Origin of the sequence: Sphingobacterium sp. 18053 (assembly GCF_902706145.1) — a bacterium.
Taxonomy (GTDB): Bacteria; Bacteroidota; Bacteroidia; order Sphingobacteriales; family Sphingobacteriaceae; genus Sphingobacterium; species Sphingobacterium paramultivorum.
In genome coordinates, this window is record NZ_CACSJW010000001.1 from 749,074 (window position 1) to 764,540 (window position 15,467).

Sequence of the window (15,467 nt, forward strand, 5' to 3'; positions counted from 1 at the left end):
AAGCCTGAAGCAGTTAAAATTAACGAAATAAGATGGTATTCTAAAATTATTTATAATCTTTCTAAATAACATGGTTAATCCAAGTCAATATCCATTTCCTCCAACTGAACATAAGGTTTCAATGTTCTTGGATTCATAATGACATTGGACTCGACCGAAAAGATGGTATAGATCTCCTTTTGGGCCAATACTTCCACCGGGGTACCATGAAAGAGCTTTCGGCCATTTTTGAGCATCAGAATACGATCGGCATACATGGCGGCAAAATTGACGTCGTGCACAATCAGCACCACCATAAATCCTTTTCGGGCAAGTGCCCGTGCAATGGCCAATACTTTCTGCTGATAGTGCAGATCCAATGCCGAAATCGGTTCATCCAATAACAACAACGCATCCGGATTATCCCATATCTGCGCCAGGATCCGTGCAAGATGAACACGCTGCTGTTCACCACCAGAAAGGCTCAAAAAATCCCGTTCAGCAAAAGCTGATACCCCACAAAGTTCCATGGTTTCGGCCACGATTTTATAGTCCTGTTGCTTGGGCGTATTCTTATAATGCGGATACCGCCCCATCAGCACAATTTCTTCCACATTAAAACTCAATGTCATCTGCTGCTGTTGGCTCAGTAAAGCCCTGCATTTGGCCAAAGCCGCAGGCTCGTATGCCGACAGCGCCTTGCCATTGAGATGAACAGCTCCCGAATCAGGCTTCTTTTCACCACAAAGCACCCCCATCAGCGTCGATTTACCAGCGCCATTGGCGCCTAGGATTGCCAGAATTTCCCCTTTGCGCACCTGAAAGGTAATATCCTTCAGGAGCTTTCGTCCGTTCACTTCGTAGTTGATCTTCTCTACACGTAGCATAATGCGATTATTTTTTAAGCCTCTGCCAAAAGACTATTTATCTTTGATTAAAATATACAAGAATACCGGTGTACCCAATAAAGCTGTAATCACGCCGATGGGCAATTCGATGGGTGCCACGGCGACCCGTGCAATCACGTCTGCCAATGTCAACACCAGTGCCCCTAATAGTAATGAACCAGGAAGCACAAATCGGTGATCTGCCCCACCCATCAGGCGAACTGTATGTGGAACAATCAATCCCACAAAACCAATAATACCCGACACCGCAACGGATGCTCCCACAGCAAGCGTGGATAAGACAACCACCCAGCGTTTGACGCGATCGGTACGCATACCCAAAAGGTCCGCCTGCAACTCCCCGAGCGAAAAAGCATTCAATGACTTTCCAAAAAAAGGCAAGATCAGCACCGGGATCAAAATAAAGGGAGCCAAAGCCCTTAGGTTATCCCAAGTAGCCCCGCCAAGACTGCCCAGCATCCAAAATGTGATGGTACGTAACTGTTGCTCCGTCGACATATAAGTCATCAAACCCGTCAGCGCACCAGCAAAGGCATTGATGGCAATACCCGCCAACAACATCGTCGTCACATTTGGACGGCCATTTTTACTGGCGATACGGTAAACCAAAAAAGCGGTTAAACCAGCGCCCACAAAAGCACCAAAAGCCAATATATAATATCCAATCCAGGCCGATAAAGAGGTGAAGAGAAAAGTCTCAAAGGCAATGATCAGTACTGCAAAAAGGGATGCTCCAGAAGAAATCCCGATCAATCCGGGTTCCGCTAAGGGGTTGCGGAATATACCCTGGATCGCAGCACCCGATATACCAAGTGCTGCACCCACCAAAAGTCCGAGCAAAAGACGCGGCATACGAATCTCAAAAAGAACATCTCCTTGCATATTGTGCACAGCTTCGGCACTCCCCAAGTGCAATTTTTGCGTCAACATCGTTAAGATATCAGCGGACGGAATATGGTAGGCCCCCATCCCCAAGGCAACAATACTTACAACACCCAAAACCAGGCCCAAAGCCAATAGGATAAATTTCTGTTTCTTTTGCACTGGCTTTATTTTGAATCCATCACTTTTCCAAATCCACGGTGCAATTCTAAGATTGCGTCTGGCAGCCGGTTACTGAAATTTACCAGTAGTGAGGCATTCATCACCAAGATACGGTCGTTTTTACCCGCATTCGTAATACGCATGCCCGGCAATTTGAGGATAGCATCCTCTCCGCCAAGACTACTCGCGCCAAAATCAAATAGCAACACAATATCTGGATTGGCCTGCACCAGCGCTTCCGTCGTATAGGGTTTGAAATCCGAAAATTCTTGAACCGCATTTTTACCACCAGCCAGATTAATCATCGCATCCAAGCTACTGCCCTTACCTGCCACACTCATGGTACCCGTACCACGCGCATATAAAAACAATACTTTGGGCGCCGCTTTACCCTGATTTTCCTTCTTTACTAATTCCATGGTATGATCCAAGCTTACTTTCGTGCGGGAAACCAGATTTTTACCGGCAGCAGATTCACCGACGGCATCTGCGACCTCCTGGATGTAACGAAGTGCACCCGGAACAGAATAATTTGGTTTAATGGAGACAAACTTCACACCAGCCGCACGAATCTGCTGAATGACCGATTTGGATACGTCGCCTTCATTCGCAATGACGATGCTTGGTTTAAAAGATAACAGACCTTCGGCCGAAACCGACCGATTTTTGCTTACCCTCGGCAAGGCCGCCGCTGCTTTGGGCGATATACTTGTCACATCGGTAGCGACCATGCGCTCGCCTACTCCCAGTCCGTAGATCGTTTCGGTCAACGAACTGTTTAACGTAATGATTCTCTGCTGTGCCGTCGCCCATCCACCGATTTGCATCACAAAACACAGTATAACAACATAAAATCTACTCATTGTAATTCTTTATCTCCATGATGGCGATAGCGGATTTCCAGGAATGGTTTTCGCATCTCGCCGTTCAACTTGAGTACAAAACAAATCAATAATCAGTCTAAATACAAATTATATCGAATCTTTTAGAATAGTACACCACAACGCAAAAAAGACTATAAAACACTACTAAACAATAATATACATCTTAAAATAAACTACTTTTCAGTCCACAAAAAACGGATTAAATAGAATTTATGACATTTTGCATAGAGAAAAATTCAGACGGATTACCGTTTTTTGTAACATTATTTAGAATTAGTAAAAATAAAAATAGTGTTTAGAAGCATCTCATCTATTCGAACAAGCACCCTGATCGCCTTATGTGCCTGCCAGGTTTATACCCTGCAAGCACAGGAAAAATGGAAAATCTCCGGTGTGTTGAAAAACGAATCCAATAAAGGCGTAGCCAATGCGACCGTATATCTTTATCCGGACAAATATGCTTTTAAAACAGATACTGCGGGGAGATTTCAATTCAGTCAGCTCTATGCGGGGCACTACGAATTACAGGTACAGGCCATGGGTTATCAGCAGTACCGCCAAGTTATCGATTTGGAAGACAAAAATCAGCAGTTGAACATTGTGTTAAAAGCTGAAGAACGACAGATGGATGTAGTTGATGTGCAGGGTAAAGCGCAGGCTGTAGACAATCTCGTTAAGGCCGAAAATGCAGCCATGCCCGTAAAAGTCATCACCAAACGTGAAATTGAGCTTATGGGCAGCCGCCGTCTGGATGAAGTTTTAAAAGAACAGACGGGTATCGCCATCGTTAACGATATTGCCGGGGGCTCCAGAGCCGTCGGTGTACAGATCCAGGGATTCAGCAGCAACTACGTAATGGTCCTTGTAGACGGGCAACCTATGCTGGGACGCAACAGTGGCAACTTTGACCTGTCCCGTATCTCGGTGACCAACATCGAACGTATCGAAATCATCAAGGGCGCATCCTCCTGCTTATACGGCAGTGACGCATTAGGTGGTGCGATCAATATCATTACACGCCATGGTGCAATCACACCACAGGCACAGGCATCGCTTCTTTACGGCAGTCTCAATACCGTTGATGCAACACTGGAAGCAGAAACACCTTTTGCTAATCAACGCGGGAGCGCCGTCTTTTCGGGCAATTACTACCGCACGGATGGTTTTAATACCGACAAGCAGTATCTGGACTCCAAGAGTACCACTTTTCCACCCTATACCAACTATAGTTTCCAGGGGCGAGTACGTTATCGTACAAGCAAAAATGGCACTTTGGGCGTTACAGGGCGTTATGCAGCCCGAGAATCTGAAATGATCAATGCATGGTCCGAATCGGCCACACTACAGGATAAACAAAAAGATCAGGACATCAACCTTTCGGCAAGTTACGACCATAATTTCGAGTCGGGACTGCGTAGTATGACGCGTTACTATTTCTCGCGTTTCCACTCCCAGATTGCCGCACAATGGTTGCAACAAGGTATTGTTGCCAGTGCCGAGCAATTCGGTCAAAATGTACACCGCATTGAACAGCAATTTGCGTATAGCCCCGCACAACAGGTCAAACTTACCGGTGGTATAGGTGGTAGTCTTGAACTGATGGACAACCAGGATCTGGATGCCAAACGCTCATTGAACAGCGCATTTGCCTATTTGCAGACCGAATGGAAACCTGTCGACCGCTTATTGACGACGCTGGGTCTACGCTACGATCAGACCAATGTCTACAATGGCCATCTGAGTCCAAGTTTGGGTCTACAATACCATGTCAGTCCTAAGCTTTTGATCAAAGGTGGTATCGGAGCCGGATTTAAGGCACCCGACTATAAGATGCGCTATCAGGTCTTTTTCAATCCAGCAGCCAACTATTTGGTCGTCGGTTCAGAACGCGTAGCCGATGTGATTGCAGCTATGGATCAAGCTGGAGAACTGAGTTATAAAAACAGCTATATGCTCAATTTGGTGGCGGGCAACCTCAAAGCCGAAACCAGCATTTCAAACAATATTGGACTTACCTGGAGTCCGTCCAATAGATTTCAGGCCGATTTCTCGGTCTTCTACCATCGGATCAACAATCAGATCAACACAGTTAGTGTGGGTAACGGGACCAAAGTAGCACAGATCTATAGCTACCGCAACCTGCCCAAAGCCATGAATAAAGGTTTTGAAGTTTCATTGACCTATCAGGCAACCAAAGATCTGCAATTGTCGATGGGCTATCAATACCTGATTGCCAAAGACTTGAGTATTTTGGATAGTATTGCCAAGGGAAGTTATCCCTATAACCAGATCAACGATCCCGCTACAGGCGAATATCGCCAGAGCAAAAAATCAGATTATTGGGGTATTGAAGACCGTTCGAGACACATGTTCAACGCTAAAGCCCAATACGAATATAAACCCTGGGGCGTCAATGTCAATGCTCGGGTCAATTTCAGAAGTGCCACACCTTTTCAGGAATATAATGGCAACCAGTTTATCGACAAATATGACATCTTTATCCCCTATCACACACTCGTCAATATGACTGTGGAAAAGAGTCTGATGAACCGCAGATTGACACTGCGTTTGATCGGTGACAATCTATTCAATTTTACAAGCCGTTATTTACTCGGGCAACCTGGACGCGTTATTATGGGCGGCGTCAGCTACCGTTGGATAAAAGAATAATAAGGACTAATGAACAAGAATTTAGCACACAAAGTACAGGATAAAAGATGAGAACGATTCGCATGATTATTGGAGAATGTAGCATCTGGCTTTCCTTTCACAAGATTGGCCGTTGTATTTTTTCAGCACTATTGTTATTGACAGTGGTATCCTGTGGGAAAGACAAAGACTATACGATCGGATTAGAAGATGGCAAAAGTACCTTGATCAAAGATCTTGCTGGCGATACCGATGCAGCCATGGGTGAAGGTACTGAAGGAAAAGAGCAAAGACCATTTTTTATGTTTCTTTTTCGTTTTAAAGACCAAAAGCAAATATGGGTTAAAACCAAAGCCGATTCTGCGCAGTGGCTTAAAACAAAAGATTGGGATATTGCCTTTACAGGTCCTTACAATTCGGAGATCTATGTGAACAATTCCCAGCATGAATACAATCCGGGATATGGCGGCCAGGCAAATAATACCGCTGTGGTTTTACTGCGACAAGCCTATCAGAGTGTAACTGTGGCCCCTTCGGATGAAGAGTTTAATAAAAGTGAAGTAAACAAAATTGGCTGGGCAGCAACAGATGGTTCGGATGGCTGGTTTCGCTATAGTTTGAGCACCCATATTATGCAGGCGCTTCCCAATCGTACCTATGCGATTCGCTTACCCGATGGCAAATATGCCAAGTTGCAACTGATCAATGCCTATAAGGGAAATCCAGCGGCGGTAACCAACCTCAATTGGCCTGCCCCATACTATACATTTAAATATTATGTACAGCAGGATGGCAGCAAAGATTTAAATACAAACACATTATAATAAGGAAAAATTACACAATTAAATTAAAGATGAATAGATTATTTACAACAGCAGCACTACTATGTGCATTGAGTTTAGGTTTTACTTCTTGTAGCAAGGATGATGATAAGGTGGAGCAAGTCGAGCCGGAATACCAAGCTAAGGTTATGGTCAAAGACGGTGAAACTGTTGATTTAACAAAGGTTTCCAAAACCATCAATACACAAGGAACAATCAAGCGTACAGGCAATACCTATTCACTTCGTAACTTTAAACAATTTACAATCGGTGAAGATGGAAAAGCAACAACAACTGCTGCGCAAACCTATTATTTTGATTTTAAAGAGAACGATGGACTACAAACGACTGATGCTCCATTGACCCTTATAGCACAACAACGCGTCATGGATGTGATTGCAAACACCACGAAATCATTTACACTATCCTATATAGATAAGGCTTATGAGACCGTCAATTCAGCTGATCAATTCGTAGCATTGACTGATAACAAAGCTGGTATTGCATTAACTCCTACTGCTATTGGATGGGCCGGTTACGATATGACGACACACCATGTCATTGCTATTAAAGACCGTACGTTTATTCTTTCAAAAGATGGAAAGCCATATTTTAAATTTAGAGTCAACAGCGTATATTCCAATGAGACACCAAATAAAGCAATGGCGTCAGATAATTATGTTTTCTACTCCATCGATTACCAAGAATTTAAATAGTATCAACATAGCAGCTGGTTAAAATTCCAGCTGCTTTTGTTAACCAAAAATCAAAAACCGAAAAAAATACATTAAATACCAATTTTCATATACACTTTATCAGCAAAAGATTTTATCTTTACTATTATTTAGAATCAATTTAAATAAAAATAACATACTAACAACCCTACTACATGTATAGAAAAGGGACAAGGTATCAACAAACACAAAAAAACTAGTAACAATGAAAATAAAGAAACGCAGCAACCTATTAAAATTCATACCGGTATTGGCATTTTTAATTGTGTTGGGGTCTTGTAGCAAAAGCGAGCCCACAGTAGTAGAGCCTGAACCAGATCCTGTTGCACCAGAAGCTATGTTCAACCGCTTGATTACGGTTAAGAATTTTGGCGAAGACTTACCTGCTGGAAGTGCACCAACCACGGCACAATCACCAATATATTACAGCCTGGAACAGAACAAAGCTGTGACACCGGATTATAAACTAACCGCACGATGGGACATCTCTTGCTCAGAAATATACCGCAGTTTTATCAATTGCAACAATACAGCAAACGGATTTGGTAAAGGTGGTCCAGGGAAAGGCGGTATACTCATTGTTAAGAAAAAATTTGAAGATGTAGTCGATATCCCCTCGGATGCGGAGTTTCGCAAAGGTGAAAAAGCATATGGTACAGATGATTCAGGAGCATTTGGTGAAGGCTTGGGTTGGTATTTATATGATTTTGATGGCGTAATCAAAGGTGGTGGAGCCGAAAACAAAAAACACGTTTGCTATCCTATCGAAAGCAATACATTGATCGTCCGTACAGCCCAGGGAAACTATGCCAAGATCAAGATACAAAGTATCTATAGAGACCTCTTGGATCCAAAAGATTGGTTTAAAGATTCACCAACACCATTCTTTACATTCCAATATGTACTTGCCAAAGCTGGCAGTACCAAATTTGTGATTGCTAACTAAATAATATAAGCTAAGCATTCTGATTTAGACACTAAACTAACATGAAAAGATTATACAGCATTTTAAGCTTCCTTTTTTTAGGATTGCTGCTAACCCGCTGCACCAAAACGGAAGAATTAGCCTTACTTCCGGCAGATAAGATACTCGAATATAAGGTCACCAACCTCCCCAATGACGATGTCATTTACGGTGCCATTGACAATGAGGCCAATACCATTACGGTATATGTCCCTTATTATTATGGTTTGCTCGTCATCGATCCGACTATTAAAATCGCTAATGGTGCAAGTTTAACAGAAGAAATTTTGCCTGTTAAAACAGATGAAAAGAACCAGACGTATACCGTAAAGTCCGCTACAGGTACCACAAGGACTTATAGCTTAAAGATTGAATTACAAAGCACACCGACTTTTGAGGCTCAGTTTTATACAACTTCGTCTCTTATCCTTACAAAAGGTCCTGGCACTGGTTTCCCGGCGATTAATGGAACCTTTATGCATACCAATCCTTCATTGGTAAGTATTGCACTTATTAATCAAGAAACTAAAGTACGCTATAAGATGTCTACGCCCAATAGCTTGAAAGTATCGGGTAGTACTTATCAATTATCCTACACGGGAACTGAGCGAGAAAATCGCATTCCATCCGATATTTTGGCAGGTACCTATGATGTTGAAGTAACCAATCTAAACCACACCATTATATTGGCCAATCCGCTCAAGATTACGTATCGCCAACCGGATGTATATATTAGCTTATTGGGACTAAATTTGGCAAAAAATAAAGACTGGACCATTATAGCCAATTTAGACAAAGTGATTTTAGATCCGACAGCCGTTATCATGACACTCAATGGCAAAGATTATCCATTGATTATCAAGTCGCACACGAGAACTGAAATGACAGTTTCATTACCTGCAGATCTTCCGACGGGAACATTTGAAAACGTACAGGTCAAATTCCAATTTAAGGACTGGACAGATGTCGTAAAGACCGAATTAAATCCAAGCACCATAACGGAATCCTAAACAAGCATCCACAGCATGCCAAGGCGGCATCAAAATTAAATAAATTAAAATAACATGAACTTAAACATCAAAACTATCTTAAAATCTGCTATGGCCGTGACTGTGCTTTCGGCAGCAGTATGGGCAGCAGCCCCAACAACAGAATTAGCAACAGCTCCTTTGGCTTTAAACCAAGCTAAAGCAAACAGCAACTACACAGTAGTTGGCCAATGGTGGAGTCCTGCTGCAGCATCAACTTGGCCAGCAGTTTATTTAAATCTTGCTACAGGAGCACAAAGCTTAAGCACCTCCGGTCAAGTTGCGTTCTTTAGCCATGTAAATGGTTCGATCAGGGCAAATTCAGGCTATTCACTTAAAACCGTAGAAAAAGATATCTCGGCTGTGACAGCAGCTGACTGGACTAGCGGTGATGCTACTCCTGTTACTTCACTAGGTAGTGGCGAATGGTATGCTTATGATTTAGGCACACACGCCAACGAAGCAATTCAGCCTTTGACCGTATTGGTTGGAAATGCTTCCGGGGTCTTATATGCTGTGAAATTAATTAATTTCACTAATGTGAGTCAACAATCTGGCGCATCCGGCTTACAAGTAAAAGCAGATACCAATATCGAAGTTAAGGCTCTCTAGTCTTTCCTATTTAATGAATAGAAGATCCCGCAGCCTGGTGGATGGGTTGCGGATCTTTTTAACCGAATCATCATCCGCATAACGATTTTTTAACCAAAAAAAATTATGCAACATTCATTTTTGAAAAAACAAATACATATCTTTCAATTTCTAGCTATTTTTATGCTAGCACTAACATGTTGGTCGTGTAAGACCGAATACCCCAGCCTACCATACAATGACATCGAATCTTTTAGTATTCAGGATGCTGACGGCAAAACCTTATCGGCAAGTATTGTAGATGACCAGATTATCCTATACTGGCCTCCATTAGTGAATCAACCCGAAAGCATTACACCTACAATTAAAGTTTCGGATTTAGCGACTATTACGCCGGCTTCGGGTACTGCCATACAGTTGCAATCCGACAAACCGATTACCTATACCGTACGAGCACAAGACGGCTCCAGCAAAAATTACACATTGATCTTCCGGTATAATCAGCCTATAGTACAAGTAAGCTTAAACTTACTCAACAACAAATATTACCTCAATTTACCTGGTATCAATCCTATTTTCTTAAGAGGTGAAAATATTCTACCTGATGAAACTCAGACAAAGGCATATCTTGTGGATAAAGATGACAAGGAGACCTTATTACCTATTAATCAAGTGAGTGCATTCTCAATATCGACAAATCGCCCTAATGACCTAAAGCCTGGCACTTACAAAATTAAAGTGATTTCCGGTCGTTATACAGTTTTTACAGATTCGTTTGATGTATTATTGCCAGAAATTTACAGTTTAATTACAATAGATTCTTACACTGTAAAAAAAGGAGAAAATCTGGTCATGCCAATTAAAAGCACCGAAATTTATGAACTATTTTTCAAAGCAGATTTCGATCATTTTATAGCAATTGATAATCTTAACAACTCGTATAAGATAACAAATGCAATATTCGATGTCACTAAAAAAACAGTTACTTTACCGATACCTGCCACAATTCAGGGCAATCAGATTAAAACGCTGAAATTGATGGATAAAAATGGTCAAGTATTAACAGAGGGTGATCAATATATCACGCTAAACTAATACGCTGTAGCAGATAAATTAATCGTGATTATCACTAATCAAACAAAGCAGTTTATCATAATCGCATTAGCAGCTATCATTGTATACAGCTGCAGCAAAAGTAAGTCTATACCAGAAGAGCCGACGATTGTCCCTCAACCTGAAGAAACCTTACGCCAACAATATAGTAAATCGGCAGCACAATGGCCAACCGCGACTTGGTACAACAATATCAAGGTACGTGAACTGGCCGCTTTACCCGAAAACCCATCGAAAGATAAGGCCGAGCTAATAGCACTTGGCAAAGCCTTATTTTTCGACCCCCGCACCGGTAATGGCATGAAGACTTGCGCTTCATGTCATAATCCGGACACCTACTGGATCGACCAAAAAACAACGGCAGATGGTATCGCACTGCATCACCGCAATACACCTTCCATGGAAAATGCTTGGTACCTGGAAGGCAAACTCTTCCACGATGGCCGCGCAAAGACTTATCGAGAGCAGATTGCCGAAGCCATCAACTCCCCGATCGAAATGGGCGGCAATACAGCTGCTTTACCCGCTAAGCTGCAAGCTATACCAGGCTATCTTCGTTTATATGAGGCGGCTTACTCGAGCCAGACGATGAGCGTCGAAGGATTGCTGGATGCCATAGCAGCGTATTCAAGATCAATTAGTAGTGGTGAAACCGCCTTTGACCGTTTTATCAAAGGAGATTACCAGGCATTAAACGATACACAGCTCGAAGGCCTCCATCTGTTTCGCACAAAAGGGAAATGCATCAACTGCCATAATGGTGCCTTCTTTACAGATCTCGATTTTCATAACCTGGGCTATGCTGTTACCAGCAAAGGTGCCTTGGACAATGGTCGCTTTGAGGCGACAGGACTGGAAACAGACAAAGGTAAATTTCGCACGCCGGGTCTGCGCAATGTGATCCATACTGCACCCTATCTGCACAATGGTAGTATTTCGAGCTTAGGTGAACTGATCAACCTGCTGAGTCAGGGCATGCCCCAAAAGACAGGACAACAGATCAATGGCACCTTATCGCCGCATATTCAAAATGTCCGATTAAGCAGTAAAGAACAGGAAAATATCTTGGCTTTTTTGGAGAGTTTATCCAGTGTACCAAACAAAACAGAACGACCTGTATTGCCCTAAAATAAAAAATCCCAAAGGGGATACCTTTGGGACATTTTGAGTGCTCCACAGTAGCGGAGGCATCAAAAATTAAATAAATTGGCACAAAATTAGGCTTTTATATTAAATAAAAAAGTAAAAAAGTATTAAATTTCAGATAATTATCTATTTTGTAGCGAATCAACTACAAGAACAGGAAACAAAATGCACATTATATAATGAGTCGAATCCGCCAAATAGTTGGTCTATTAGTTGCAATAACTGCTATAACAGCTTGTCAGAACGGCAGTAAAACAACAACTTTACCCGATGAATTTATTAGTCCAAAAACAGGAACAAAAAAAGAATTGACTCTCGACTCAATCTACCTGTATGCCAAACAGCTATACCGCTGGCAGGAATCTCTCCCTTCATATAACACGTTTGATCCGCGGACGAAATATGCACAGATAGAACCCGAGCAAACGGCTTATGAGCGGGCACTTTTTGCCCTCAGCCAATACGCTTTGCACAAGAAAGATAGACCCTACGAATTGTCTACCATAGCCAATAAACCCAAATATTCATATTTGGAGCGTCGTCGTAACGACAAGAAAAGTAGTGGTCACATGGCCAGCATAGAAACACCTTACAGGTATGCTACACACCTTTCCTACTGGTCTGCGGGAAACAAACGGATTGCTTATGTTTATATCCCCTCTTTTCCCCAGCTCCAGACAGTGAAGGCCGAACTGGATCAGCTTGCAGCCGAACTGGCTCAAAAACAAGTTACACATCTCATCCTCGATCTACGTCATAACGGTGGCGGTTATGTGGAGACCGCAGAATATTTAACCAACCTCATTAGTCCAGCCAAACTGGATAAAAAAGTTATGTTCAGCGAGCAATTTCATCCGAATGTACAGCAAGGCAAAGCAAAACTACTCCTTAAACAACCCTATCTGGATGCAAATGGCAAAGTGGCCCAATACAAAGGACGCCCTGCCACCCTCGCCGATGTGGATTATAGTGAAAAAGCCAATACGCATTACTTTATCAAAAAGGGACATTTCAATTCACTACAGCAGCTGTCATGCATTGTATCTGAACGCACGGCTTCGGCAAGCGAACTCCTGATCAGCAGCTTCAAACCTTATATTCCGATACGCCTCATCGGTCAGCGGACATTTGGCAAACCCGTAGGTTTTTTTTCAGTCCACATTGGAGATTTCGATGTATACCTGGCCTCATTTCTCATCCGGAATGCCAATGGCTGGTGTGATTATTTTGATGGCATACCCGTCGACCTGGCCTTAGCTCCTGTAGAAACCTCCCGCCATCCCGGGGATCCAAAAGAAGCTTGGCTTTCAGCAGCGCTAAAAGACATTACAAAAGACGAAAATCTCACAGCAATTTCGTCGGTTACTTATTTTTCGATGCCAGCAGACGAAAGTTTGCTACTTAAAACAAATTTTAGGTTAAAGTAAGAAACTCATTGCAGCTGGATTTTGTCATACTTATGTTTAAATTAAAACCATTTTTCATAGATGATAAAGCAGAAAACAGCATAAATTTGTGGAAATAAATACGAATCTTTGTATAGAATCGTTATAAATAAAAATAAGAACATGTTAAGTCAACATATCAAAGAGCAAACGCACGCAGCTCACCAAAACGTAGAAGGAACGATCGTGCGCCAATTGAAAAATATTCGTTCAGAAGCAGATTACGCAGAAGTATTAAAAGGCTTTTATGCTTATTTCCGCGCCGTAGAAGATAGCATCGCTCCTTTTGTAACCGCAGAAGTATTGCCCGATTTGGCCGAACGCCGCAACTCATCTTACATCAAAAGCGATATCGAAGCTTTGGGTGGTAACGTAGATAACCTGCCAGAAGCAAATGCTCCAGCTGTAGCAAATATACAAGAAGCACTTGCATCATTATATGTTTTGGAAGGTTCAATCATGGGTGGTCCGTATATCGTGCAGATGCTCAACAAATATGGCCTTACCAAAGGAACTTCTTTCTTCGAAGGTTATGGCGAAAATAGCCGTGAGATGTGGGCTGGATTTACAGCGGTATTAAACAAATATTCAGAAGATCCGGCGACTTATGATCGCGCAGTAGAGATTGCAAACCAAACTTTTTATAACTTTGGCGAAGTATTCACTCCTATTGCCAGTGCGAACTAAAATTGGAGTGTTCGTGTTTAATCCCATAAATGGAGCAAAAAGACAACAAATCTAAATGGCTTAAGCGTGCCGGAATTGGAGCATTTCTCTTCTTTCTGGCTAAAGGACTCGTATGGCTCGCTGTATTCTTTTTCGCAGCGAAGTCCTGCAGCATATCTATTTAACACAAAAAAAGAAGCATTCCTCTATCGCACAAAAAGTGCATCAGAGGAGTGCTTCTTTTTTAGCCCAGGCTAGCCTGTGTTTTTTTACCTCTAGCGCCAATGTATTCGGGTTGTGTTCGTACTGTCTTCGGAGCTCAACAATCTGGTGATCATTATTGACCAAATTCCGACCAGTTAATTCCTGTTCAGGGTCTGTACGATAGCTGTACAGCACCTGTACAATATCTGTACCGCATCCGAATAAGGTACGAAGCAGGTACGAAGCAAGTAGAAATCTGCTCCATACCGCCTGCCCTCTTACCTTATACTTTTGTAACCACTGTCCGATAAAGCTCCATCCCCTCATGGCTGATAACCTGACAAGCTATTTCTTCGCTACTGATCGAGAAAGAGAAGAACCCGTATTGATCTTTCGCAAAACGACTATACGGCAGATCGGTTTTTACAGGCGTTACCTCTGATCCTGCTCCGGAGATAAACTGATGAAACTTCTTGCCTTCTACTTTTAAGTGCTGCAGCGAATGTTCATGTCCTGAAAGGTAGATATCTACTCCCCGTTTTTCAAAGATAGACTCCAAGACTTTTCGAACCGCCAGGGTGTCGTAATTCGTCGTACGCGGCCCCGCCGTATACAGGGGATGATGACCGACGACAATTTTCCAATGGGCATCCGAATTTTCCAGTAGCTGATCTAGCCAGGCCAGCTGTTTCTCGGGTTGCTGTCCCGCAACATGTGGCCCATACGCGCTGTTACTGTAAAATTCAGGAATCATCGGATTAGTATCGATAAAGGCCATCAGTACTTTTTTTCCATCCTTAAGTGCAATTGTCTTGCTGTAATAACGCGCAGGCATCTTCCAACGTCTGCTGATCGTACTATAACGTACCTGTGCATCGGGATCTGATTTATAATCGTGGTTTCCCAAAATGGGATACCAGTCCCATTGCAGCGAAAATGCGGTATAGATATTTTCAAACGAATAATGCCACAGGGGATCATGTTCACTGACCACTCCGGAAGGGTAAAAATTATCACCGGTAGAAATGATAAAGTCATTGGGATGCTGATCGGCCCATTGACCCATCTGCCCCGCTACAGCCAACTGATGGTCGGCACCATTGCGGCCCCAGTCGCCTACAGCCATAAAATGAAGATCATAGGCATCTCTGGGTTTCAAAAGCTGTTGTATATCTTCGCTTTCAAGTTGCGTAGGTTTTGTCAGACCGAAACTACTGAGCGTAATTCCGCCCAGGCCGGCTGTAATCGCCGTGCCCAGGGAATTTTTCATAAAAGTTCTGCGTTTCATCAA

15 protein-coding genes are annotated in these 15,467 nt (G+C 42.7%); 10 read left to right on the forward strand and 5 right to left on the reverse strand.

The window, feature by feature from the left end:
- Positions 1–74: 74 nt before the first annotated feature.
- From GVK91_RS03430 to GVK91_RS03440, 3 genes are read right to left on the reverse strand one after another with little or no spacing between them, the layout of a single operon-like run.
- Positions 75–866, reverse strand: coding sequence for a heme ABC transporter ATP-binding protein (locus GVK91_RS03430; protein ID WP_153847555.1), 792 nt, complete (start codon positions 864–866; stop codon positions 75–77).
- 33 nt (positions 867–899) lie between these two features.
- Complete coding sequence (locus tag GVK91_RS03435) at positions 900–1,931, reverse strand: iron ABC transporter permease (RefSeq protein WP_235032743.1); 1,032 nt, start codon at positions 1,929–1,931, stop codon at positions 900–902.
- A gap of 5 nt (positions 1,932–1,936) precedes the next feature.
- Positions 1,937–2,794 (reverse strand): hemin ABC transporter substrate-binding protein, encoded by an 858-nt coding sequence (locus tag GVK91_RS03440; protein ID WP_145330214.1) that lies wholly within the window; start codon positions 2,792–2,794, stop codon positions 1,937–1,939.
- Positions 2,795–3,106: 312 nt separating this feature from the next.
- Between GVK91_RS03440 and GVK91_RS03445 the strand changes: the two genes are divergently transcribed.
- The 10 genes from GVK91_RS03445 to GVK91_RS03490 all read left to right on the forward strand — a co-directional run bounded on the left by GVK91_RS03445 (position 3,107) and on the right by GVK91_RS03490 (position 13,993).
- Positions 3,107–5,485 carry a TonB-dependent receptor gene (locus GVK91_RS03445; protein WP_235032744.1) on the forward strand — a complete coding sequence of 793 codons (2,379 nt, stop codon included), beginning with the start codon at positions 3,107–3,109 and terminating at the stop codon, positions 5,483–5,485.
- A gap of 47 nt (positions 5,486–5,532) precedes the next feature.
- Entirely contained in the window at positions 5,533–6,288 is a 756-nt protein-coding gene (locus GVK91_RS03450) for an HmuY family protein (RefSeq protein WP_235032745.1), read from the forward strand.
- Between the two features lie 29 nt (positions 6,289–6,317).
- On the forward strand, positions 6,318–7,001 hold the full coding sequence (locus GVK91_RS03455; protein WP_159726929.1) for a hypothetical protein: 684 nt from the start codon (positions 6,318–6,320) through the stop codon (positions 6,999–7,001).
- 223 nt (positions 7,002–7,224) lie between these two features.
- Positions 7,225–7,965, forward strand: a complete 741-nt coding sequence (locus GVK91_RS03460) for a hypothetical protein (RefSeq protein WP_159726931.1) — start codon at positions 7,225–7,227, stop codon at positions 7,963–7,965.
- Between the two features lie 41 nt (positions 7,966–8,006).
- Complete coding sequence (locus GVK91_RS03465) at positions 8,007–8,993, forward strand: hypothetical protein (RefSeq protein ID WP_159726933.1); 987 nt, start codon at positions 8,007–8,009, stop codon at positions 8,991–8,993.
- A gap of 54 nt (positions 8,994–9,047) precedes the next feature.
- Positions 9,048–9,623 carry a hypothetical protein gene (locus GVK91_RS03470; RefSeq protein ID WP_159726936.1) on the forward strand — a complete coding sequence of 192 codons (576 nt, stop codon included), beginning with the start codon at positions 9,048–9,050 and terminating at the stop codon, positions 9,621–9,623.
- A gap of 162 nt (positions 9,624–9,785) precedes the next feature.
- Complete coding sequence (locus GVK91_RS03475) at positions 9,786–10,697, forward strand: hypothetical protein (RefSeq protein ID WP_159726938.1); 912 nt, start codon at positions 9,786–9,788, stop codon at positions 10,695–10,697.
- 24 nt (positions 10,698–10,721) lie between these two features.
- Positions 10,722–11,843: a cytochrome-c peroxidase gene (locus GVK91_RS03480; protein WP_235032746.1), complete on the forward strand. Its 1,122-nt coding sequence runs from the start codon at positions 10,722–10,724 to the stop codon at positions 11,841–11,843.
- Between the two features lie 197 nt (positions 11,844–12,040).
- Positions 12,041–13,288, forward strand: coding sequence for a S41 family peptidase (locus GVK91_RS03485; protein ID WP_159726940.1), 1,248 nt, complete (start codon positions 12,041–12,043; stop codon positions 13,286–13,288).
- A gap of 141 nt (positions 13,289–13,429) precedes the next feature.
- Positions 13,430–13,993, forward strand: a complete 564-nt coding sequence (locus tag GVK91_RS03490) for a biliverdin-producing heme oxygenase (RefSeq protein ID WP_153847562.1) — start codon at positions 13,430–13,432, stop codon at positions 13,991–13,993.
- A gap of 204 nt (positions 13,994–14,197) precedes the next feature.
- Here GVK91_RS03490 and GVK91_RS03495 read toward each other — a convergent pair whose 3' ends face one another.
- Positions 14,198–14,503, reverse strand: a complete 306-nt coding sequence (locus GVK91_RS03495; protein ID WP_159726942.1) for a hypothetical protein — start codon at positions 14,501–14,503, stop codon at positions 14,198–14,200.
- Complete coding sequence (locus GVK91_RS03500; RefSeq protein ID WP_159726944.1) at positions 14,460–15,464, reverse strand: metallophosphoesterase; 1,005 nt, start codon at positions 15,462–15,464, stop codon at positions 14,460–14,462. Before GVK91_RS03500 ends, GVK91_RS03495 begins: the two co-directional genes overlap by 44 nt.
- Between the last annotated feature and the right edge of the window lie 3 nt (positions 15,465–15,467).

Bases quoted from the DNA above. Each gene is read 5' to 3' on its own strand.
- GVK91_RS03470 (WP_159726936.1), top strand. From the start codon at position 9,048: ATGAACTTAAACATCAAAACTATCTTAAAATCTGCTATGGCCGTGACT.
- GVK91_RS03485 (WP_159726940.1), top strand. From the start codon at position 12,041: ATGAGTCGAATCCGCCAAATAGTTGGTCTATTAGTTGCAATAACTGCT.
- GVK91_RS03495 (WP_159726942.1), bottom strand. From the start codon at position 14,503: ATGAGGGGATGGAGCTTTATCGGACAGTGGTTACAAAAGTATAAGGTA.
- GVK91_RS03500 (WP_159726944.1), bottom strand. From the start codon at position 15,464: ATGAAACGCAGAACTTTTATGAAAAATTCCCTGGGCACGGCGATTACA.
- GVK91_RS03490 (WP_153847562.1), top strand. From the start codon at position 13,430: ATGTTAAGTCAACATATCAAAGAGCAAACGCACGCAGCTCACCAAAAC.
- GVK91_RS03455 (WP_159726929.1), top strand. From the start codon at position 6,318: ATGAATAGATTATTTACAACAGCAGCACTACTATGTGCATTGAGTTTA.
- GVK91_RS03475 (WP_159726938.1), top strand. From the start codon at position 9,786: ATGCTAGCACTAACATGTTGGTCGTGTAAGACCGAATACCCCAGCCTA.
- GVK91_RS03465 (WP_159726933.1), top strand. From the start codon at position 8,007: ATGAAAAGATTATACAGCATTTTAAGCTTCCTTTTTTTAGGATTGCTG.
- GVK91_RS03430 (WP_153847555.1), bottom strand. From the start codon at position 866: ATGCTACGTGTAGAGAAGATCAACTACGAAGTGAACGGACGAAAGCTC.
- GVK91_RS03450 (WP_235032745.1), top strand. From the start codon at position 5,533: ATGAGAACGATTCGCATGATTATTGGAGAATGTAGCATCTGGCTTTCC.
- GVK91_RS03440 (WP_145330214.1), bottom strand. From the start codon at position 2,794: ATGAGTAGATTTTATGTTGTTATACTGTGTTTTGTGATGCAAATCGGT.
- GVK91_RS03460 (WP_159726931.1), top strand. From the start codon at position 7,225: ATGAAAATAAAGAAACGCAGCAACCTATTAAAATTCATACCGGTATTG.